Source organism: Microbulbifer aggregans (assembly GCF_001750105.1).
Classification (GTDB): domain Bacteria; phylum Pseudomonadota; class Gammaproteobacteria; order Pseudomonadales; family Cellvibrionaceae; genus Microbulbifer; species Microbulbifer aggregans.
Map to the genome: position 1 here is coordinate 755,969 of NZ_CP014143.1, position 21,890 is coordinate 777,858.

19 protein-coding genes and 1 tRNA gene are annotated in these 21,890 nt (G+C 58.6%); 14 read left to right on the forward strand and 6 right to left on the reverse strand.

The genetic code is table 11. The annotated features are described in order from the left end of the window. The gene (locus AUP74_RS03200) at positions 1-411 is read right to left on the reverse strand and encodes a rhodanese-like domain-containing protein (RefSeq protein WP_226999880.1); all 411 of its coding nucleotides are present in this window, start codon (positions 409-411) and stop codon (positions 1-3) included. Between the two features lie 193 nt (positions 412-604). Between AUP74_RS03200 and gpmI the strand changes: the two genes are divergently transcribed. From gpmI to AUP74_RS03220, 4 genes are all read left to right on the forward strand, one after another. Further along, positions 605-2,158: a 2,3-bisphosphoglycerate-independent phosphoglycerate mutase gene (gene gpmI / locus AUP74_RS03205; protein ID WP_069946292.1), complete on the forward strand. Its 1,554-nt coding sequence runs from the start codon at positions 605-607 to the stop codon at positions 2,156-2,158. Further along, positions 2,155-3,288 (forward strand): murein hydrolase activator EnvC family protein, encoded by a 1,134-nt coding sequence (locus tag AUP74_RS03210; protein ID WP_069946293.1) that lies wholly within the window; start codon positions 2,155-2,157, stop codon positions 3,286-3,288. Before gpmI ends, AUP74_RS03210 begins: the two co-directional genes overlap by 4 nt. A gap of 122 nt (positions 3,289-3,410) precedes the next feature. Next, positions 3,411-4,760: a S41 family peptidase gene (locus AUP74_RS03215; protein ID WP_069946294.1), complete on the forward strand. Its 1,350-nt coding sequence runs from the start codon at positions 3,411-3,413 to the stop codon at positions 4,758-4,760. 121 nt (positions 4,761-4,881) lie between these two features. Then, a complete protein-coding gene (locus tag AUP74_RS03220) occupies positions 4,882-5,175 on the forward strand; it encodes a DUF6316 family protein (RefSeq protein ID WP_069946295.1) in 294 nt (97 codons plus the stop codon). Between the two features lie 60 nt (positions 5,176-5,235). Here AUP74_RS03220 and hisF read toward each other — a convergent pair whose 3' ends face one another. The 4 genes from hisF to hisB all read right to left on the reverse strand — a co-directional run bounded on the left by hisF (position 5,236) and on the right by hisB (position 8,126). Further along, on the reverse strand, positions 5,236-6,009 hold the full coding sequence (hisF, locus tag AUP74_RS03225) for an imidazole glycerol phosphate synthase subunit HisF (protein ID WP_069946296.1): 774 nt from the start codon (positions 6,007-6,009) through the stop codon (positions 5,236-5,238). Positions 6,010-6,113: 104 nt separating this feature from the next. After that, on the reverse strand, positions 6,114-6,845 hold the full coding sequence (gene hisA / locus AUP74_RS03230) for a 1-(5-phosphoribosyl)-5-[(5-phosphoribosylamino)methylideneamino]imidazole-4-carboxamide isomerase (protein ID WP_069946297.1): 732 nt from the start codon (positions 6,843-6,845) through the stop codon (positions 6,114-6,116). A gap of 45 nt (positions 6,846-6,890) precedes the next feature. Further along, positions 6,891-7,535: an imidazole glycerol phosphate synthase subunit HisH gene (gene hisH / locus AUP74_RS03235; RefSeq protein ID WP_069946298.1), complete on the reverse strand. Its 645-nt coding sequence runs from the start codon at positions 7,533-7,535 to the stop codon at positions 6,891-6,893. Positions 7,536-7,538: 3 nt separating this feature from the next. Beyond that, the gene (gene hisB / locus AUP74_RS03240) at positions 7,539-8,126 is read right to left on the reverse strand and encodes an imidazoleglycerol-phosphate dehydratase HisB (RefSeq protein ID WP_069946299.1); all 588 of its coding nucleotides are present in this window, start codon (positions 8,124-8,126) and stop codon (positions 7,539-7,541) included. Between the two features lie 128 nt (positions 8,127-8,254). Here hisB and AUP74_RS03245 point away from each other — a divergent pair, with 128 nt between their 5' ends. The 7 genes from AUP74_RS03245 (at position 8,255) to AUP74_RS03275 (ending at position 16,519) form a co-directional block, all read left to right on the forward strand. Further along, complete coding sequence (locus AUP74_RS03245; RefSeq protein ID WP_145924303.1) at positions 8,255-8,545, forward strand: hypothetical protein; 291 nt, start codon at positions 8,255-8,257, stop codon at positions 8,543-8,545. A gap of 66 nt (positions 8,546-8,611) precedes the next feature. Then, positions 8,612-10,804, forward strand: a complete 2,193-nt coding sequence (locus tag AUP74_RS03250; RefSeq protein ID WP_226999881.1) for a TonB-dependent receptor — start codon at positions 8,612-8,614, stop codon at positions 10,802-10,804. Between the two features lie 213 nt (positions 10,805-11,017). Next, positions 11,018-13,069 (forward strand): AsmA family protein, encoded by a 2,052-nt coding sequence (locus tag AUP74_RS03255; RefSeq protein ID WP_069946302.1) that lies wholly within the window; start codon positions 11,018-11,020, stop codon positions 13,067-13,069. Positions 13,070-13,229: 160 nt separating this feature from the next. After that, a complete protein-coding gene (gene mutY, locus AUP74_RS03260; RefSeq protein ID WP_069946303.1) occupies positions 13,230-14,342 on the forward strand; it encodes an A/G-specific adenine glycosylase in 1,113 nt (370 codons plus the stop codon). 14 nt (positions 14,343-14,356) lie between these two features. Next, positions 14,357-14,638, forward strand: coding sequence for an oxidative damage protection protein (locus AUP74_RS03265; protein ID WP_069946304.1), 282 nt, complete (start codon positions 14,357-14,359; stop codon positions 14,636-14,638). A 114-nt stretch (positions 14,639-14,752) separates the two neighbouring features. Beyond that, positions 14,753-14,828, forward strand: a tRNA-Phe gene (locus tag AUP74_RS03270). Between the two features lie 248 nt (positions 14,829-15,076). Next, positions 15,077-16,519 (forward strand): site-specific integrase, encoded by a 1,443-nt coding sequence (locus AUP74_RS03275; protein WP_069946305.1) that lies wholly within the window; start codon positions 15,077-15,079, stop codon positions 16,517-16,519. 170 nt (positions 16,520-16,689) lie between these two features. Here the strand turns inward: AUP74_RS03275 and AUP74_RS03280 are convergent, their stop codons facing one another. Beyond that, complete coding sequence (locus tag AUP74_RS03280; RefSeq protein WP_069946306.1) at positions 16,690-17,454, reverse strand: hypothetical protein; 765 nt, start codon at positions 17,452-17,454, stop codon at positions 16,690-16,692. Positions 17,455-18,095: 641 nt separating this feature from the next. On the opposite strand from AUP74_RS03280, the gene AUP74_RS03290 reads away from it, so the two are divergent. The 3 genes from AUP74_RS03290 (at position 18,096) to AUP74_RS03300 (ending at position 21,878) form a co-directional block, all read left to right on the forward strand. Then, positions 18,096-18,767 (forward strand): recombinase family protein, encoded by a 672-nt coding sequence (locus AUP74_RS03290; protein ID WP_069946308.1) that lies wholly within the window; start codon positions 18,096-18,098, stop codon positions 18,765-18,767. Positions 18,768-19,140: 373 nt separating this feature from the next. Next, positions 19,141-19,983, forward strand: coding sequence for a ParB/RepB/Spo0J family partition protein (locus AUP74_RS03295; RefSeq protein ID WP_069946309.1), 843 nt, complete (start codon positions 19,141-19,143; stop codon positions 19,981-19,983). 656 nt (positions 19,984-20,639) lie between these two features. Next, entirely contained in the window at positions 20,640-21,878 is a 1,239-nt protein-coding gene (locus tag AUP74_RS03300; protein ID WP_069946310.1) for a tyrosine-type recombinase/integrase, read from the forward strand. The last annotated feature ends 12 nt before the right edge of the window (positions 21,879-21,890 follow it).

The window sequence follows — 21,890 nt, forward strand, 5'->3', positions numbered from 1 at the left end:
TCAGCCCTTGACCAGGGGCAGGTTCTGGTTGGCCCATTCGGTCATGCCACCCTGCAGGCGGCGCACCTGGAAGCCCTCTTTCTTCAGCAGGCGGCCCACAGCACCGGCGTGCTGGCCGAGCTTGTCCGCCACAATCACGGGCTTCTCCTTGTACTTCGCCAGCTCACCGATACGCCCGGCCACCTCCCCGTGGGGAATATGGATGGCATCGACGATATGCCCGGCGCTGAACTCGCTGCGGTCACGCACATCCAGCACGCGGGCGTCCTCAACGTTGATCAGCCGCGTCACCTCGTGCACCGACGCCGGCACACCGGCTCTGTGGCGCTCGGAGAACGCCAATGTATAAATCAAAATCACCAGCAGGCTGACCAGCAGCCACTGCTCGCTCATAAAGACGAAAAAATCCACTCCGCCCCCAGGTATCTCTGTTGTTGTTTTGCCGCAGCCCCATGCCACGATGCGGCGGCAGTATACACGATTGTGAGCAATTATTAACCAGGGCTCGACTGCCCAGCCAGTCATAGGCCCCCTGACCGGGGCCGCCGAATCAGGTTAAAATCCGCGTCCGTTTTCCATTCACCGGCACAGGAACCCCTCCGCCATGGCATCTGCGCAGTCTCACCCCCAGCACCGCCCCCTGGTTCTGCTGATCCTGGACGGCTTCGGCTACAGCGAAAAAGCCGAGCACAATGCCATTCACGCCGCCAAGTCTCCGGTGTGGGACAAGATCTGGGGCGAGCGGCCAAAGACGCTGATCCAGACGTCCGGCATGGCGGTGGGCCTGCCCGAGGGCCAGATGGGCAACTCTGAGGTGGGGCACATGACCCTTGGCGCCGGTCGGGTCGTTTATCAGAACTTCACCCGCATCAACAAGGCGATCGAGGACGGTGACTTCTTCCGCAATCCCGCCTACACCAACGCGGTGGACAAGGCCGTCGCCGGCAACGGCGCCGTGCACATCATGGGCCTGTTGTCCGAAGGGGGAGTACACAGTCACGAAGACCATATCGTCGCCATGGTAACCCTGGCCGCGCAGCGGGGTGCCAAGCACATCTACGTCCACGCCTTCCTCGATGGCCGCGATACGCCGCCCCGCAGCGCCGAGCCCTCGCTGCAACGCCTGGTGCAGGTATGCGACTCCGTCGGTAATGCCCGTATCGCGACACTGGCCGGTCGCTACTTTGCCATGGACCGGGACCAGCGCTGGGAGCGCACCCAATCGGTCTATGACATGCTCACCCGGGGCGAAGCCGAATACCGCGCTGCGGATCCGCTGGAGGGTCTGGCCGCCGCCTATGAGCGCGGCGAAAACGACGAGTTCGTGGCCCCGACCCTGGTGGGCGACCCGGCACCAATCGCCGACGGCGACGCACTGATCTTTATGAACTTCCGCCCGGACCGCGCGCGCCAGCTGACCCGAGCCTTCACCGAGGCGGAATTCGATGGTTTCGAGCGCGCCGCCAGCCCGAAACTGGCAGATTTCGTCATGACCACGGAATATGCCGCCGACATCAATGCCAGCTGCGCCTTCCCGCCGGAAGACCTGGTCAACTCTTTCGGCGAGTACATCGCCGGACGTGGTCTCAATCAGCTACGCATCGCCGAGACCGAGAAGTACGCCCATGTGACTTTCTTCTTCAGCGGTGGACGCGAGGAACCCTATGCCGGCGAAACCCGGGAGCTGATCAAGTCGCCCAACGTGGCTACTTACGACCTGCAGCCGGAAATGAATGCGCCGGAGGTGACCGAGAAACTGGTCGCGGCCATCGAGAGCGGCCACTACGACGCCATTATCTGCAACTACGCCAACGGCGATATGGTGGGCCACACCGGCGTATTTGAAGCCGCGGTGAAGGCGGTCGAGGCGCTGGACACCTGTGTCGGCCGCGTTGTGGACGCCGCCCTGGCAGCCGGTGGCGAGGTGCTGATCACCGCCGACCACGGCAACGTGGAAGAAATGTACGATGCCGGATCGGGCCAAGTGAGTACTCAGCACTCCACCTTACCCGTGCCTTTCGTCTATATTGGCGAACGCAAGCTGAGCCTGCGCGACGGCGGCAGCCTCGCCGATGTGGCGCCGACCATGCTTGCCTTAATGGACCTGCCGCAACCGGCAGAGATGACTGGCCACAGCCTGGTGCAATTCGACCAATGAGAACTCTTGCCGCAATCCTCCTTTCACTGCTGATGCTGCCCGCCCTGGCCCAGGAGAGCTCCGAGGCGGCCAAGCAGGAGCGCCTGAAAGAGATCAAAGAGCGCATCGCCACCCTGCAGGAAGAGCTGAACCAGGTCCGCAGTGAGCGCGACCAGCTGCTCAAGGACCTGGAGAACAACGAGAAGAGCATCTCCGAGCTGCAGCAGCGCATCGATCGCATCAAGAACGATATGCGCACGCGCACCGACAAGCTCAAAGACCTCAAGGAAGAGCAGCAGCAACTGGAAGAGTCGCGGCGAAGTATGCAGCGGCGGGTCGAGCAGGAAGTCGCCGCCGCTTACCGACTAGGGAAACAGGAGCAGATCAAGCTGCTCCTGAACCAGCAAGACCCACAGACCATTGCCCGCCAGCTTCGCTACCACGAATACTTCCTCCAAGAGCGCACCAAAGTCATCGACGACTACCTCTCGACGCTCACCTCCCTGCAGACCGTCTCTTCCAGCATCCAGCATGAACGGGACACCCTCGACGCCGAACGCCAGCGGCTGCAGTCGCAGGAGAAGTCACTCGTCAGCGCCCAGCGCGCCCGCCAGAAGACCCTGGACCGGCTCGCCGCCCGGCTCGCCGACAAGAGCGGAGAGTTGAAACAACTGCATGACGACCGCTCCCGCCTGCAACGCCTGGTGGACGAGGTCGGGCGGGCCATCGCTTCACTGGTAAGCCCCCAGGACCAGCAGCCCTTCGCCAAGCAGCGCGGCCGTATGACATGGCCGGTCAAGGGGCGTCGCGCCAACGCTTTCGGCCAGCGCCGCGCCAACGGAATCACCTGGAAGGGCATTTCCATTCGCGCCAGCGAAGGTGAGCCCGTGCGCGCTATTCATCGCGGACGCGTGGTGTTTTCGGACTACCTGCGCGGCCAGGGCATGCTGATGATTCTCGATCACGGCGATGGCTACATGAGCCTCTACGCCCACAACCAGTCCCTCACTCGCAGCCTCGGCGAGTGGGTGGAGAGCGGCGATCTCATTGCCCGCACCGGCAACACTGGCGGTATCGAGCACACCGGGGTTTATTTTGAAATTCGCCACCGTGGCGAGCCCCAGGACCCCACTGTGTGGTGCAGGGGCTGAGCAAAGCCCCTTCCTCCCTCGAGAGGGCGCCGTTAGCTTGCGCGCCAAGTTAAAAACCTGCCGGAGACCCCGGGTCTACACTTTGGCAAAGAAGCGTAGAAATAAGGCCGAGGTCTCCCCCTATGTTCACTCCCAAAGCGCTGGCTACCCTCATCGGCGCCGCCGCCCTGACCGCTCTGCCCCTGATGGGCCTCAGCGAAGTGGATCCCACCGAGAACCTGGTGCCGAACACCAGCTCCCGCCTGCCGCTGGAAGACCTGCGCAGCTTTGCCAAGGTATTCGAACAGATCCGCCAGGGCTATATCGAGGAAGTAGACGACAGCACCCTACTGGAGTACGCCATCAAGGGCATGCTGCAGGGACTGGACCCGCATTCTTCCTATCTGGATCGGGAATCCTTTGATGACCTGCAGGCCAATACCACCGGCGAATTTGCCGGTCTCGGCATCGAGGTGGGCATCGAGAATGACCACATTACCGTCGTCACCCCCATGGACGACACACCCGCTGCCCGTGCCGGCCTGAAGGCCGGGGACATCATCCTGCGCCTGTCCGGCAAATCCATGCGGGGCGTCAGCCTCGATGAAGCGGTGGAGCGCATGCGTGGTCCCAAGGGCAGCTCAGTGACCCTGACCATCGCCCGCAAGGGTTACAAAGAGCCCTTCGAGGTTACGCTCCAGCGCGACACCGTGCGCGTTCGCAGCGTGCGTAGCCGGATCCTCGAAGAGGGCTACGGTTATGTGCGCATCAGCCAGTTCCAGCTCGGCACCGGGGACGACGTGGTGAAGGCGGTCAACAAGCTGCAGGACAAAAGCGCGCTGAAGGGGCTGATCATCGACCTGCGCAACAATCCCGGCGGTGTTCTGCAGTCCTCCGTCGAAGTGGTCGATGCCTTCCTGGAGGAGGGCCTGGTGGTCTACACCGAGGGCCGCACGGAATCCTCACAGCTCAGCTACTCCGCGGAGCCCGGTGATATCACCGCCGGCGCCCCGATCGTGGTATTGATCAATGACGGCTCTGCCTCCGCGGCAGAAATCGTTGCCGGCGCGCTCCAGGATCACCGTCGCGCCGTGGTGATGGGCACCGACAGCTTCGGCAAGGGTTCGGTGCAGACCGTTATCCCGATCAACAGCGACCGTGCGATCAAGCTCACCACTGCACTCTATTTCACTCCCAATGGCCGCTCTATCCAGGCCCAGGGCATCACGCCGGACATCCTGGTGGAGCGGGTCAAGATCACCCGCCTGGAAGGGCCGGCGCGCACCACGGAGGCCGACCTGGCCGGACACCTGGGCAACGGCAATGGCGGTGAAGAGCGCAATGCGGAGGATCGCAAGAAAGCCAAGGAGGCCCGCGAAGACTGGCTCGATCGCGACAATCAGATCTTCGAGGCGCTCAATGTATTGAAGGGACTGAATCTCTACGCCAATCGGGATCGGCAGCTGCGCCCACGGGTCGCCCGCGCCGACTGAATCAGACACCAGGCCTGATAAACGCCGGTGCGGCGCCGGCGTATGAAAGCGAGCGATGTGCTCACAAGCCGTATCGAGGTAACCATCGCGGCAGCAGGAAGCTGCGACACTGCGGACAGGGATGTATATGGAGCAGTACCGCAAAGGCGAGCAGGGGGGCCAGATTCCCCCACGCTCCGACCGCTTCTATAAGATCGGGGATGACTGGTATTTTCAGGTCCGTGGCGGCACCTGTTTCGGCCCCTACTCCTGCCGGGCATCCGCCGATCGGGCGGTGCGGCTCTACTTTGGCTTGTCGCCGGAAGACGGGAACAAGTCCGATCCTTCTGCTGACCCTCGCCGGACCCGGGGCGCCGTGATTCATCCGCTCGGCAAGCAGCGGGCGCGCCTCCGGCAAGATTCACCGGGCGGCTGACCGCCAAACTACTCCGCACTCAATACCCAACTCGCGACCAGCGCTGCAAACAGCGTGCGCCTAAACGCGCATCTCGATTCCGGCGTTCTGCATATATTCCTTGGCCTCGGCGATAGAGTACTCGCCAAAGTGGAAAATACTGGCTGCCAGCACGGCATCGGCTCCGCCCTCTAACACACCGTCCACCAGATGCTGGAGATTTCCGACACCGCCGGAAGCGATCACGGGCACCGGCACCGCTTCTGAAATGGCACGGGTCAGGGCCAGGTCGAAGCCGTTCTTGGTGCCGTCGCGATCCATACTGGTGAGGAGGATTTCCCCGGCACCCAGGTCGGCCATTTTCCTAGCCCACTCCACCGCGTCGATACCAGTGGGCTTGCGGCCGCCGTGGGTAAAGATCTCCCACTTCGGCTCACCATCAACATCGCCAACCTGCTTCGCATCGATGGCCACGACAATGCACTGACGACCGAAACGCTCGGCGGCCTCGCGCACGAATTCGGGATTCTTTACCGCGGCGGAGTTGATGGCCGTCTTGTCCGCGCCAGCGTTGAGCAGGTTGCGGATATCCTGCAGTGTGCGCACGCCGCCACCAACGGTCAGAGGGATAAAGACCTGCGAGGCCATCTGCTCCACGGTGTGCAGCATGGTGTCACGCTCTTCGTGGGTGGCAGTAATATCGAGAAAAGTAATCTCATCCGCACCCGCTTCGTTGTAGCGGCGGGCGATTTCCACCGGGTCACCGGCATCGCGGATATCGACAAAGTTCACACCCTTGACCACGCGACCGGCGTCGACGTCGAGACAGGGAATAATGCGTTTGGCGAGAGCCATAGAATTTCCTTAACTCGGTTCCCGATAACAATCAATTAGGGCTTATGGGCGCTCAAGCACCGGTGATGCAATTCCGGGAGCTGAGTCTTTTGCCTGATCTATAGTTACTTTTTCCAGCTGTCACACAGCCTCTGCGCTTCAGCGAGGTCCAGCTTGTCCTCGTAAATCGCCCGGCCGGTAATCGCGCCGTAGATATCGCCGGCTTCCAGCAGCTGCTCGATATCCTCGATGCAGCTCACGCCGCCCGAGGCGATGATCGGGATCTGCACCGCCCGCGCCATTTCCAGTGTCGCGGGGATGTTGACCCCCTGCATCATGCCGTCGCGGGCGATGTCGGTGTAGACGATGGCGCTCACACCGCAATCTTCGAAGCGCTTGGCCAGTTCGGTAGCCTGCTGGTCGGAAACTTCCGCCCAGCCCTCAGTCGCCACCAGACCATCCTTTGCATCGAGGCCGACAATGATGTGGCCCTCAAACTCACGGCAGGCTTCTTTCACCAGATCCGGGTTCTTGACCGCAGCGGTACCGATGATGGCCCAGGTCACGCCAGCGTCCAGATAGCGCTCGATCGTGTGTAGATCGCGGATACCGCCGCCGATCTGTACCGGCAGCTGTGGAAATTCCTTTGCGATCGCAGTAACGGCTTCACCATTGACCGGGTTGCCAGCGAACGCTCCATTCAAGTCCACCAGGTGCAGGCGCCGGGCGCCCTGCTCGACCCAGTGACGGGCGGTGGCCAACGGATCGTCGGAAAACACGGTGGCATCTTCCATTTCGCCCTGACGCAGTCGTACGCACTGGCCGTCTTTCAAATCGATGGCGGGAATTACAATCATGGTTTGGTCTTACTGTCGGCGTTGGTGGTGGGGACGTCGCCGCAATCAGGCGCGGCCGTCCCAGGCGGCAAAATTTTTCAATAGCTGCAGGCCAGCATCGGCACTCTTTTCCGGATGGAACTGGGTCGCAAACACATTCTCGCGTGCGACGGCGGCAGCCAGGGAAACGCCGTACTCGGTCTCTCCCGCAAGCGCGACATTGCCCTCAGCCGGCACGTAATAGCTGTGTACAAAGTAAAAGCGGCTGCCGTCGGCAATATCTTTCCACAGCGGATGGGCGCGCTTCTGCCACACCTGGTTCCAGCCCATGTGAGGCACCTTTAGACGCTCGCCGTCACTTTTCAGATCACTGCCAAAAAACTTCACCGGCTCGGGGAAAAGCCCCAGGCAATCGACGCCATCATTCTCCTCGCTGTGGCGCATCATGATCTGCATCCCCACGCAGATTCCGAGGACCGGCAGGGCGGCATCGATCGCATCGCGCAACACCGGCCCGAAGCCCGCCTCAGAGAAACCGGCCATGCAATCGCGAATAGCACCCACGCCAGGCACCAGCAAACGATCGGCGCCGGCGGCCTGATCCGGGTTGGTTGCCAGTACCACCTCATCATCCGGAGCCACTTTCTGCAGAGCACTGGCAACCGAGTGCAGATTGCCCATGCCGTAGTCGAGTACCGCAATGCGCTGCATGACTCAGAGCACTCCCTTGGTGGACGGCATGGTGCCGGCCATCCGCGGATCAGGGGTCAACGCCATACGCAGGGCGCGGCCGAAGGCCTTGAACACGGTCTCCACCTGATGGTGGGCATTGTGACCCTTCAGGCAGTCGATATGCAGGGTCACTAGGGCGTGATTGACGAAGCCCTGAAAGAATTCGTAGAAGAGTTCAGTATCGAAGTTGCCGATACGCTTCTGGGTGAACGGCACATCCATCACCAGCCCGGGGCGGCCGGAGAAGTCGACAACGACTCGGGACAGCGCTTCATCCAGCGGCACATAGCTGTGGCCGTAGCGGGTCATGCCCTTCTTGTCTCCCGCCGCCTGCGCGATGGCCTTGCCCAGGGTAATGCCAATGTCTTCCACCGTGTGGTGATCATCGATATGCACATCGCCCTTGCAGGTGATGTCCAGGTCGATCATGCCGTGGCGGGCGATCTGATCCAGCATGTGCTCCAGGAAGGGGACGCCGGTGTCAAACTTGCCGCGTCCCTCGCCATCCAGGTTCAGGCTGACCTTGATCCGGGTTTCCAGGGTGTCGCGGTTGACGCTGGCCTTGCGCATTGGGAGTCGTCCTTATTTCTGCTGCGATGAGACGGAAGGCGCGAATTATAGGATCAAATGTCGCCGATGTACGCAGATAGTGACAGATGAAACTTGATTCGTGGCTCCGGGCCCATATGATACGCACCATGATCACTCAATTCCGCCAACAGAGCCGACTCTGGGCCAGCCTGGTTCTGCTGCTAGCAATGCTAGCGGCACAGCCGGTATTGGCGGAACACGTGCATTTCGTGGACACCTCCCACGAACTCTGCGACATCTGCTCGCACCAGATGCCCGCTGCCCCCGGCAGTGAGTACCAGGCTCTCGAAGCCGTCGGCAGCTATCTGTACGTCGCCCAGGGTGCCCCGGTACCCCGCGATAGTCAGCCCGAGCGCCAGAACGCCCGCGGTCCCCCCGCAACCCTGTCCCAGCACTGATAACAACCCTTATCCGTATTTTCGGCGCCCCACCCCTGCGTGATCGCAGGCCATGGATTGCGCCCTGTGACAGGTATAAAAATCGTGAACAAGACCAGCAAACTCGCCCTGGCAATCGCCGGCGCCCTGACTGTACCCGCATCTGCAACATTTGCCGCCGGTGAGCGCCTGGAAGAGGTCAACGTCACCGTTTCTCCGCTGGAGAAGCCCGTCGACGCCGTTGCGGCGCCAGTATCCGTCCTTTCTGGGGATGCACTGCGCGATGCCGCCTCCGCCACACTCGGCGACACCCTGAAGAAGCAGCTCGGGGTGACGAATGCCTCGTTTGGCAGCGGCGTTGGCCTGCCGGTGATCCGCGGCCAGAGCGCCAACCGGGTCAAGATCCTCAGTGACAACCTCGATACTGCCGACGCCTCCAACACCAGCTCCGACCACGCGGCCTCCGTGGAGCCCTTGCTGGCCCAGCGCATCGAGATCCTGCGCGGCCCCGCCACCCTGCGTTACGGCAGCGGCGCCATCGGTGGTGTCGTGAACGTCATCGACGGCCGTATCCCCACAAAGGTGCCGGAGCAGGTCGAAGGTGCTGTGGAGATGCGCCACAACAGCGGTAACGACCAGGATGCCGGCGTGTTCCGCCTGAACGGTGGCGCCGGCCAGCTGGCCTGGTATGTCGACGGTGTCTACCGCGAGAATGACGATACCCGCATCCCGGGCCTGGCGGTCCTCGAGCACGAGGGCGAGCATGAAGAGGAGCATGCAGCCGAAGAACTCCCGGGTGAAGAGCACGAAGAGGAGTTCAACACCGACGGTTTTGTTGGCAACACCAATACCCGCGCCCACAGCTACAGCGGAGGTGCGTCCTGGATCGGCGAGCAGGGCTTTGTCGGCCTGTCCGTCAACCGCCTGGAGAACAACTATGGCATCCCGCTCGGTGCCCACGAGCACGCGCATGAAGAAGAGCACGAGGGAGAAGAGCTTGCCGGTGAAGAACACCTTGAAGAGGGCGAGGACAATGTGCGTATCGACCTGGCCCAGACCCGCTACGACCTGAAGGGCGAGCGCCGCCTCAACGACGAGTACTGGGACAAGATCAGCTTCCGCCTCGGCCACAACGACTACGAGCATGTCGAGATCGATGCGGGCGAGCCCGGCACCCGCTTCACCAACCAAGCCTGGGAGAGCCGTGTGGAAGTCACCCACGACGCCGGTGGCGAGTGGCGTGGCGCCTACGGTCTGCAGTTATCCGACATAGACTTCGCCGCCATCGGCGACGAGGCATTTATCCAGCCCAGCAATACCCGCTCCGCTGGTCTTTTCACCATGAAGGAGCGGGAGTGGGGTGCCTGGCACCTGGATATGGGTGCTCGGGCAGAGCGAGTCGAAGTGGACCCGGAATTCGCGGAGAGCCGTGACTTTAACCTGCTGGGCCTCAGCTCGTCGCTGCAATACTTTCTCGCCGAGCACCAGCACGTCAGCGTAGGCCTCACCGGAGCCGAGCGCGCGCCGGTGGCGGAAGAGCTGTTTGCGGACGGTGCCCATCTGGCCGAGGCGCGTTATATCGAGGGCGATGCCGATCTCGATAAAGAGCAATCCTTCAACCTGGAGCTGGGTTACCACCACCACAATGAGGAGGCCAGCGGCTGGCACGCGGCACGCTTCGAGGCCAACCTGTTCTACAACCGCGTGGCGGACTACATCTACGCCGCCAACACCGGTGAGGAGAACCTGGAGGCCGAGCTGCCCGTTTACGCCTATACCAACCGCGATGCGGTGTTCTACGGCGCTGAGGCCTCCGTGCGCTTCCCGTTCGCCGGCGGTCACTACGTGGAACTGTTCGGTGACAGCGTGCGTGCCAGCTTTAACAGCGATCTCGCCCTGCATCATGAGGAACACGAGGAAGTCGAGCACGCCCATGAGGAAGGCGAGGGCCGCGAGTACAGCCGCGACGTGCCGCGCATGCCGCCGCTGCGGGTTGGCCTGGCCTTCGGGGGCGACTACGACCAGTGGAACTGGGAGTTACGCACCACCAAAGCCTCTGAGCAAGAGCGCGCCGGCGCTTTCGAGGAGGCGACCGACGGCTACACCCGCATGGACCTGACGGCACGTTATAACGTGAAATTCGGTGCCACTGACGCCGTCCTCTTTGCCAGTGGCCGCAACCTGCTGGATGAAGAGATCCGCAACTCCACCTCCCTGCTGCGCGACTTCGCGCCGGAGATGGGCCGCAGCGTCGAAGCCGGCGTCCGCTTCCTGTTCTGATCTGGAAAACTTTTTCCTCTCTGACACCCCCGTGTATCGGCACGGGGGTCCTTTCTCCTACAATACCCTCGAAATTACACCGATAATTGCGACCTTCGCCGCTACTGTGTGGGAACGCCCGCCTCCGATCGGCGTCTGAATAAGCAGATAGATCGTCGCAAACCGGCGCTCTGCGCCGCTGACCATTAAAAACACAGAAGGATTTGCTGCTTCATGGCCTGGATAAAGCGCACTTTTGTCGCCCTGCTCATCGTTTTTCTGCTCTTGGCCGGCGCCGCTGCCTGGCTATTGATGGGCATCGACGTCAATCGCTACAAACCACAACTGGAACAGCTGGCAGCCAAGCAGGGTATCGCCCTGCGCCTGGATGGCGATATCGGCTGGCAGATCTGGCCCAATATCGCCCTCGAGCTGGAGGGTGTGAAACTCGCTCCACTGCCGCAACCAGACCAACCGCTGGTGCAGGCGGAGAAGGTCGCCGTCGGCGTGGCGCTGATGCCGCTGCTGCAAAAGCGCATCGAAGCCCAGGAAATCCTGCTGATGGCCCCGCAGATCGACCTGGTGGTTGATGAGGAGGGCCGCGGCAACTGGGAGTTGCTCACCGAGGCCATGGAAGCCCAGCGCGAGCAGCAGGCCGGCCAGCCCCCGCAACTGGAAGTGCCCACCGAACCCGCCGAGCCCGGCAGCCAGCAACTCAATCTGGCACTGGAAAAATTGCGGATCGAGGATGGTCGCATCAGCTACCGTGATGCCTCGGCCGATAGCGAGTACCAGCTCAGTCAGCTAGCTGTCACTGCCGACAACCTGGTCCCCGGGGGAGAACCCGGCCAGGTACAGGCCACCGCCGAGGTGGTCGGCAGCGCCCTCAAGCAGCCGGTCAGCCTGAATATCGACAGCACCCTGGCACTGGACGAGGGCCTGAACGGCCTGCGCCTGCAGCCGCTGGAGCTTGTGGCCGGCAGCGGTGAAGCAGCCGCCAAAATCTACCTGCGCGGTAGCCTGCGCCGCTCCGCTGCCGATAAACCGTGGCAGATCCAGCTGACCCTCAACGCGGAAGCCCAGCCGCTGCGCCCCTGGCTGGCAGTCACCGGCAGTGAGCTCACCACCCAGAGTGGCGCCGCGCTGGAAAAATTCACCCTCGAAACCAACATCGAGGGCACGGATCGCAAACTGGATATGACTCCGCTGCAGCTGCAGCTGGACGATACCGTGTTCGCCGGCAGCGCCCAGCTGCGCAATGGCGACATGCCCGGCATCGACCTGACCCTGCGTGGCGGTGAGCTGGTGCTGGACGACTACCTGCCGCCACCGGCACCGGAAGCAGAGGCCGAACAGGTAGAGCCGACCGAGCCGGCCCCGCCAACGCCGCTACCGCTGACCGCCATGCGCGGCTTCAATGCCAACCTGGACCTGTCGCTGGATCGCCTGCAGGCCGTCCAGGTCATCATGGATCGCCCCCAGTTGCAGCTGACCGTGGACAACGGGCTGTTCCAGCTGCAGAAACTCAGCGCCGATCTGTATGGTGGCCAACTGAATACCAACGGCCAGTTCAACGCCCGCGGCCAGTCCGCCGTAGCGCGCCTGAGTGGGGGTCTCGCCGATGTGGAGATTTCCAAAATCCAGGGTGCACTGTTCCCCAGTGAACGCGTGCAGGTTTCCGGCAAAAGCAGTATTACCTGGTCCGGCCAGAGTGGCGGTGTGGACACCGCAGAACTGCAGAAGAACCTGCGCGCCGCCGTTCAGGTCTCCAGCGAACAGCTGTACCTGTCGCCATTCAACCTGGAAAAGGGCATGTGCCAGCTGGTGAGTTTCGTCGAGAAGACCACCCTGCCGGAGCGCCAGTGGGAAAACCGCACCCGCCTGCAGGACCTGCGCGTCAATATCCTGGTGGAGGGTGACAAAGTGAAGGTGCAGGAGGTTCTCGCAGGGGTGGAGAATATCGCCCTCACTGGCGACGGCACTGTCGACCTGGAACAGCAGGATTTCGATTTTGCTTTGGGGCTCTCCCTGGTGGGCGAAAAAACCTCGGCCGACGGCTGCTCGGTGCAGAACAGCCGCTGGCGCAACCGCCCGCTGCCGCTGCGCTGCAAAGACAAGTTTGACGAGGCCGGTGCCGGCAGCTGTAAACCCGATAGCCGCCGTATCGACGATCTGATCCGCGACGAGCTGAAATACAAGGCGGAAAAGAAATACGGCGACAAGGTCAAGGAGAAGGTCGACGACCTCAAGGACAAGTTCAAGGGTCTGTTCAACCGCGGCGACTGATCGCCTCAGACCAGCGAGCGGGCCCAGTGCAGTGTGGGCCCGCTCTACTTCAACCCCCTCAAGTCATCGCCCCCGGGCGAAGTCACCATCGAGTCACCGGTCACCGCTGCCCGTCTGATACACTCGCCCTCCCGGCAGTAACCCAGATCCCGCGCCACTTATGTCCCCGAGAAAATTCCAGCAGGCCGTTCTCGACTGGTTCGACCAGCACGGCCGCAAGGACCTTCCCTGGCAACAGGACATCAATCCCTACCGGGTCTGGGTCTCAGAGATCATGCTGCAGCAGACCCAGGTCACTGCCGTGATTCCCTACTTCCAGCGCTTTATGGAGAGCTTCCCCACCCTTGAAGCGCTCGCTCAGGCACCGCTGGACAGCGTACTGGCCCACTGGAGTGGACTCGGTTATTACGCTCGCGCGCGCAATCTGCACAAATGTGCGCAGCAGGTGGCTGAGGAACACGGCGGCGAGTTTCCGCGGGATGTGGAGGCGCTCACTGACCTGCCAGGCATCGGCCGCTCCACCGGCGGCGCCATCGCCAGTATCAGTATGGGAATCACTGCGCCGATCCTGGACGGCAACGTCAAGCGGGTGCTGTCCCGCTTCCGCGCCGTCGAAGGCTGGCCCGGCCAGACCCGCGTCGCAAACATGCTCTGGCGGCTGGCCGAGCAGTACACCCCCGAGGCCCGCTGTAACGACTACACCCAGGCCATGATGGATCTGGGCGCCACCGTCTGTACCCGCAGCCGGCCCCGCTGCGACGCCTGTCCACTGGCCAGCCACTGCGTCGCCCGGGCCCAGGGCAATCCCCAGGACTATCCGGGCAAGAAGCCGAAGAAAGACAAACCGGTGCGTATCACCACCATGCTGTTGGTCGAGCACGACGGCAACCTCTACCTGGAACAGCGCCCGCCCAGTGGTATCTGGGGCGGCCTCTGGTGTCCACCGCAGCTGGAGGAGGACGATGGCGGCGAGGCCAGTGCGCAGGAGTGGCTGGCGAGCCGCGACCTGCAAGCAACGGAACTGGCGGCTCTGCCGGCCATGCGCCATACCTTTACCCACTTCCACCTGGATATCACCCCGGTCTGGATCCAGCTTGCAGCACGACCGCGCCAGGTGGCAGAGGGCCGGGGGGACTGGTATAAACTGCGCCAACTCAACCGCCCGCGGGCGGCCCAGGAATTGGGGCTACCGGCCCCCATCGTCAAACTGGTCCACCAGCTGGAGGCCCACCGGGCCCCGCTGTTGGCAGTCCAGGATCCGTCCGGCGCCTAACCGAGGAGAGACTCATGTCTAGAACCGTATTCTGTCGCAAGTACAAACAGGAAATGGAAGGCCTGGAAGCACCGCCCTTCCCCGGCCCCAAGGGGCAGGACATTTTCGACAACGTCTCCAAGCAGGCGTGGGCGGAGTGGATGTCACACCAGACCATGCTGATCAACGAAAAGCGCCTCAACATGATGGAGCCCTCCTCCCGCACCTACCTCAGCGAGCAGATGCAAAAGTTCCTGAGCGGCGAAAGCTACGACGAAGCCGAGGGTTACGTGCCACCCGAGGACAAAAACGACTAAATAGTAAGCGCTCACTCACAGCAAAAACTATTTATCAATCAAGGGCTTGACTCGGCCCCGGGGAGCAGGTTTAATACGCGCCTCGCTACCGGGGACACCCCGGAAAACAGCGAAGCCCGGATAGCTCAGTTGGTAGAGCAGGGGATTGAAAATCCCCGTGTCGGTGGTTCGATTCCGCCTCCGGGCACCATACCCTTTAGGCCCCGCTTCATGCGGGGCTTTTCCGTTTCAGCAGGTTGATCGTCACCCACATGTCACACGTGTGGCACACAGGACGACACCACCATGTACCTGCTGAAGCGCGGACGCCACTTCTATTTCAACTGCCGAGCCGGTAAAAAGCACCTCCGACTATCCTTGAAGACGATGGACCAAAGAACAGCTCAAGAGCGAGCTGCGCGTCTATATATCTGCGTATCGAGAGGCCTACGCCGAAACATGAACTACAGCGATATAAAGCGGCAAGCCGCTCTTGAAGCTGAACAAATGCATGAGGAGTGGCTGCTAGAACACTTCAGCGGAGCGCCTCTTTCGGATGCTGAGCTGGCCCAAGAGGACACCAATGAAGAGGCAGATCTCGACTACATACGCGAAGCGCTCATAACAGGCTCGACCACCCCTGACGAACTGAAAGATCTCCTAGCCGCGATGCTCTTTTATCATAAGCGACGGCGCACTTTCGATGAGTGGCGATCCCAGGAGCTACTAGAGCAGTCCGCTATCAGACTCCCCGCTGAGGCCTCATTGCACCAACCCACCCGAGGGGGCGGCTCACGGAAGAAAACCGGAACCTTCATGGAGAAATTCGATGAATACCTGGGTGATCAAAAGGCTAGATTTCCCAATCGAACTGATGCCACAGTCAAAGAGTATCGTGACGCCATTGAAGAATTGCGCTTTGTTCTAGGTGACACAGAAATAGCCAAGGTAGAGCACGAGGATGCACGACGATATCGCGATACGATCAAACAATTCCCCAAGCACCGCAACAAGGGCCGCTTCAAAAGCCTCACGGCCGATGAGCTAACAGCTCTAGAACTCCCTGAAAGCGAAACCCTCAAAGCGAAAACTGTCAATGACAGGCTGGCCAAGCTGTCTAGCTATTTCAAGTGGCTTGGACAGAACGGTTATACAGACATCAACCCATTTGAAGGGCTCAGTTTGAAGGCTGAGACACAGTCCTATCAGGCCTACAGCATTGAGGATCTGAGCGAGATATTCTCCAGCTCCTTGTACCGGTACGACGAAAAATGGGCCCAGCGCTGGGGTAAGAAATCTCACTGGTGGCTAATCCTTCTCGGCCTATTCACGGGCGCCAGAGTAGGAGAGTTAGCGCAACTAACAGTGAGTGACATTCGGCGTACTGGCGAAGGCATATGGTTCATATCTATCAATGACGAAGAAGAGTCTGGAAAGCGAGTCAAAACATCTGCAGGCGTTCGCGAAGTCCCCATCCACCCCCAGCTTATAGAACTGGGGTTCACTGAATATGTGGAAGAGTTACGAAACACTGGTAGCAAGAGCAGCCGCCTTTTGCCCGGAATTAGGAAGGGAATCAGAAAGCCTGGAGATCAAGCATCTAAGTGGTACAACGAGGGATACAGGGACAAAGGCCACCTACCAGAGCGATTCCAAAAAGAAAGGAAAGTGTTTCACTCCTTCCGGCATACCTTCATTCAAGAAGCAATTCGAAATGACGCAGATATTGCCAAGCTACAACAAATGGTAGGGCACGAACAAGCTGTCCTGAAAGAAACAAAAACCTATAGTGGACGGGGCTTTACGGTCGAATCATTGAATCAAGAGATTATCAAAGTTGAGTATACCGGCTTGAATCTACGCCACTTAAAAGGAGGCTATGAAAAACTGCCCAAACCTTAGATCAAACCTGAAAAGTCGAGGGAAATATTTTGAGACAAACATCTAGAACAGAGCTTGATACAAGCCCTCATGATCCGCTCCCCCCTATGGGGGGTTAACCTTTCCAGCCACACCCAGGCAATATGATATGGAGCATCATCAGAATGTGCTCCCGATCAAACCCAAGAAGCTTATGCCAAAGCATCAGCCTCTTCTTGAGTCTTAGCTGACCCGAGTGCAGCCTCGCTCTGCGCATACTGGCGATTTGCCATGTGATGCAAGTTTTCATTAAAAATATGGAGGCTATTGATCTTGTCCCTAGGAAAGGCCATGTAATAATCCTCTAGCTCCGACTCTTCTCGCTCATCATTTGAATCACTGTTGACCAGTCTAATCACACCTTCATATTTAACTACCAGGATAACCTGGTGGGTTTCAGGTGCTCTGTAGCCACTATAGATGGGCAAAATTGTGAGGTGAGCATTTTCTTCATCTGGAGACAGGGTGTCGATTACGTACCCAACGTATACCTTACCTGATTCGTGAGAAACCATGAGAGGCTTGAAATCCGTCATGGCTCGGAAACACATCAGATCAAAATCATTCTTCCTCCAAACCCTATATATATTGACTGCTCGAATATATATATTTTTCTGGTTATATCTCTTGGCCAGTAGAAATGATAGCAGGAACGCACCGATACATATGGCAACTGCTTCGTCAGTATCAGTGGTCGTAACCAAAGGCTCGAAATTAAAGGCATCAGGGAGCCAAAAAAGCAACTTGGAAACAAACCAGGATACACCCACCAAGATAAAACCGTAGGTCAGGCTCGTTAAATAGAGCTTATATCCTGATTCACGTGCAACTTTGTATCTGAACTTATAGCAAGTAGAAACGTAGACGTACCCTGCTACCGCCATAGTTATGACGAACAGGGCGGAACTGTTGGACATTGTTTCTTTTTCTTATTGAGTGGCCATTAAAGCTCGCTGCGCAAACGGCACAGAAGAGCTCAGCTATTTTTTGGGCTTACCAATCAAATTCGCGGAAGCAAGATTGTTAACAGACGCCCGAAATTCTTTAGAGGATTTCAGCTGATCAATTCTTGCATGAGCAATTCCATCGCCCTTAATTTCGTAGAAGTCATTAAGGACCTTGATTCGCCTATCTGTTATTGTATTTGTCTGAGCACTCATTTGACGCTTCCCCTTTAGTATCCACATCATTTTACATGCCTTACATACAGTTTCCATTAGGTTTTGACTGCAAAGAAACACAAAGTTCTCAGAGAAGCTTCCTCTTCGGTACGGCCACCAACCTAAAGTAAGTAACCACTAACCACGAGGCGATCTGAGTTCGGCAAACATACCGCCAAGGCACAGCTTAGAAGTATTTTAGGTAGTAAGCGCTATCAACTACCCAAACATAGCAAAGATCCCGCCACTGGCGCCCATGCCCACCTACTGACGACTCGCTGATGAGGCACTCTTATATACGAACTGCAACAAGCACAACGAACGTAGTTATTCGTTGCAGCATAGCACCAAGCTGTGGTACTGATTAAAAAAGGAGCACAGCCATAAGGAACTGCGACATGCGGCGTTACGTTACTTACCTTCGAGTATCTACCGATCGTCAAGGGAGCTCAGGTCTAGGCATAGAGGCGCAGCAACGGGACATCAACTTGTACCTCGAGCGTTACAGTGACCAGCCCTTTGAAGTAATCAACTCCTTCACGGAAGTGATTACCGGCAAAGACACGGGAACTATCAAAGAGCAGCGAGAGAAAGCGATCCAGCTTGCCAGGAAAGAGAGGGCCACCTTGCTGGTCGCAAAGCTCGATCGTCTAAGCAGGGATGTGGAGGACATCGCAAGCGTTATCAAGCGAGTAGACCTCAAGGTTGCCTGTATGCCCAGTGCTGACAAGTTTCAGCTTCACCTCTATGCGGCTCTGGCTGAGCAGGAGAGGGAATTCATTAGCCAGCGTACCAAGCAGGCACTTGCTGCCGCCAAGGCCAGAGGTGTGAAGCTTGGTGGCCTACGAGACAAGACAGGCAAGCGAAACGAAGCTCTCAAGCATCAGGCTGACAGTCATGCTGAGCAGCTGAAAGGGATAGTCGCCCCTCTCGTGAAAGCTGGATACACAACTAGACAGATTGCTAGCGAGCTAAACAAGGCGGGGCTGAGGTCAGCGAGAGGATGCGAGTACCAGTCAATGACCGTTTCTCGACTGATAAAGCGCCTCCGTCTTCAGGCGACTAACTAGGACACCAGCACCGGCATGCTGGCCATGTCGTGGCCACTCTAGCCATACGACGTACTTCTACACATATGTGGAGAGGTGCGCTGTTGCCATGACAGCATAAGCCCATGCCGCCTCGCTGTGGCACCTCACTCCAGCCTCTCCTCCCAATACCCCACTCCCCATTCCACCTATTTGACACACACATAGGGTGTTCCCATGACTATCCCCGAATTAGAGCAACTCATGACCGGGAAGAGAGTTTTCCGATCTATAGCCATTCCCATCCAAGCCTTCGACGCCCTTCAGGGCCTGAAGCGCAGACACAACTTGGCAAACAACAATGAAGTGATCAGCTATGCGCTGATCAGAACTGAAGAAGAGACATCACCTCCAAATGAACAATCCACTCAATGCACAGCAGTTCATCGCTGAGTACGATAGCCAGCCCCAGAAGGATACCTCTGACCCAGCCCCCATCACGGTACCGATCTCTGAAGTCGACGCATTACCTGATGTATTCCAATTCAGATGCGACGGAATGACTCGCTATCATATTGAGGATCTTGCCAGGGAGATAAGGCGGTCAGGCCCACTAGATCCCATAGAGGTTTGCAGCTATGGCGGTAGGTACATCGTAGTCGATGGCCATCATCGGCTGGCTGCATACCGAATGGTGAAGTATTCAGCCGAGATTCCCGCACTCCTCCTTCAGCCAGACAGTGGCTTGGAGCTTATCGAGCGCTCCCTACAGGCAAATCGAAAATGTAAGCTGAACATGGCGGCTTCTGAGAGAACCGAGGGTGCATGGACCATAGCGCGACTGATGCTTAAACAAACTGGCGCGCTTTCAGCCAAGCGTTTGCAAGAATCCACCGGTATCTCGAAGGGCACATGCCAGAACTTCAGAAAGGGATACGCCGCGCTAGAGAGTGAAGGCTTCGATCCCTTCAGCTTCAGCTGGGAAGAAGTGAAGGCGCACCTCAAGGGGCATGATCAGTTCGACACAAGGGAGTGGCACGAGGATGCCGCCAGACAATTCGCAGAGCAAATTTTATACAAGCGATGGAAGGCTAGCCCCAAAACCCTTGAATACGTTCGCCGCTATCCCGACGGCCTCACTCAACTGATATCACTTATCGCTGGAAATCAGCTAGATACGGCCGTAAGTCAGCTCGGAGAGCATGGGCTTCTCGAGGAGATTGGGTGTTTCGAAGATCCAGACGGTCGCGACTTCTAAACCCCATAGCGATATCAAATAACAGCCACACCAGCTAAGACCCTGCACCCGCTCTACCACCCCGAGGTCATTGTCATATGGGTCATTTTGACCCCAGTCGCCCGCTTGGCATGGAAAAAGCTCCATGCGTGATACACAATTGTCACCCAGAGAGGCCCAATCGGTGACAAGCGGGCCTGCTAAGCGTTTGATTCTAGTAGGGTTTGTAGAGTTTGGTGCCGTATCCGCCTCCGGGCACCATCTACTCTTATCGGATTTTCTCCGATACGCTCAAAAGCCAGCAACCATCAGGTCTGCTGGCTTTTTTGTTTTCTCAGAACGACTCACGTCCACTCCCTGTATACCCACAATCTGTGGTTACGGGTGTGGTTACGGCGCCTTTCTGCCCTTTCGTACCCACACAATCGGCCTCCAGCCCTTATACCGTGGGCGTTCGCGCGAATTGTTACCCTACGCCAATCCCCCAAATTCAAGCCTCCGGCCTCCGATCACGCCGTAGGCGAGCGCCCCCTCTATCCCCGGTACTCGCCGCACCTGCCCTACCGGTTCCTTGCCAGCATGTACCTCTGCGCGACAGGCACCCTTGGTATGCCTTGTCGCGAGGCCACAATCATCGGCGCTCCCTACGCGCCAGAGAGGACAGGAGAGCAAGTTTCATGTATATGACAGACCCCAAATTGAAGTCTCTGAAACCGGAGCATAAAAAGTACAGACGGAGCGATGGTCAAGGCCTGCTGATCGAAGTACTACCCAGTGGCACCAAACGCTGGCTCTTCCGCTATGTCTGGCAGGGGCAACGCTGCGACATCGGTCTTGGTATCTACCCCGCTGTCTCCCTCAAAAAGGCCCGTGCAGTTCGCGAGCATTACCGGGAGCTATTGGCAGATGGGATCGATCCCCGCATCTGGCGTGAACAACAAAAGCGGGAAAAGTCTCAAATCCAAAATAATAGATTCGAGCAAGTGGCGCGGGCATGGTACAAACTTCGAGAGCCAACTTGGGCGCCGTCAACACGCAAAAAGCGGCTGGCCCTACTGGATAATGACCTGATTCCACGTTTGCGATCACGCCCAGTAACAGAAATCCAGACATACGAGCTCGCTCAGATCCTGCAGGAAATCGCAGCCCGCGGCGCATTGGAAACCGCACATAATGCACGCCAAGTGCTGAATCAGATTTTGAGGTTTGCCGTTCAAGCCGGCCTTGCGCGCCACAACCCTGCCGCGGTGCTTCAAGGGGTAGTTCCACCAAAACAAACTGAGCATCACGCCGCAATTACCGACCCGGCCGAATTCGGACGCCTGCTCGTCAAGATTGACCGTTACCAAGGTTCTATTGTCATCCGCACCATGCTGCAGATCGCACCGCTGGTTTTTCAGCGTCCAGGCGAGCTCGCCAAAATGCGCTGGGAAAATATCAATTGGGAAGAATCTCTTTGGATTATTCCCTGGCAAGATAAAAAGGAAGGGAAAATCAATAAAATGGATCACCTAGTTCCCCTGTCACGGCAGGCAATCGATCTGCTTAGAACAATTCATCCCTACACTGGTCACCTACCGTACGTGTTTCGCGGTCAACGCGACCACCAAAATCACGCGAATCCAGAATCGCTAAATCGTGCCCTAGAAAAAATCGGCTACAAAGATCGAATTAAAAGCCGAAACAGCCACACCAAAAGTCCGGAGCATAGCGCACACGGATTTAGGGCAAGTGCACGCACATTGCTCGATGAAATACTTCACGAACGAGTAGAGCTCATCGAAGCGCAACTTGCGCACCGCGTGCGCGATTCACTCGGCCGAGCTTACAACCGAACAACATTTTTACCCGAACGCCGCGCCCTAATGCAGCGCTGGGCTGATTACCTAGATCACCTCAAAAGCTCGACGAGATGAAGTATGCTTACT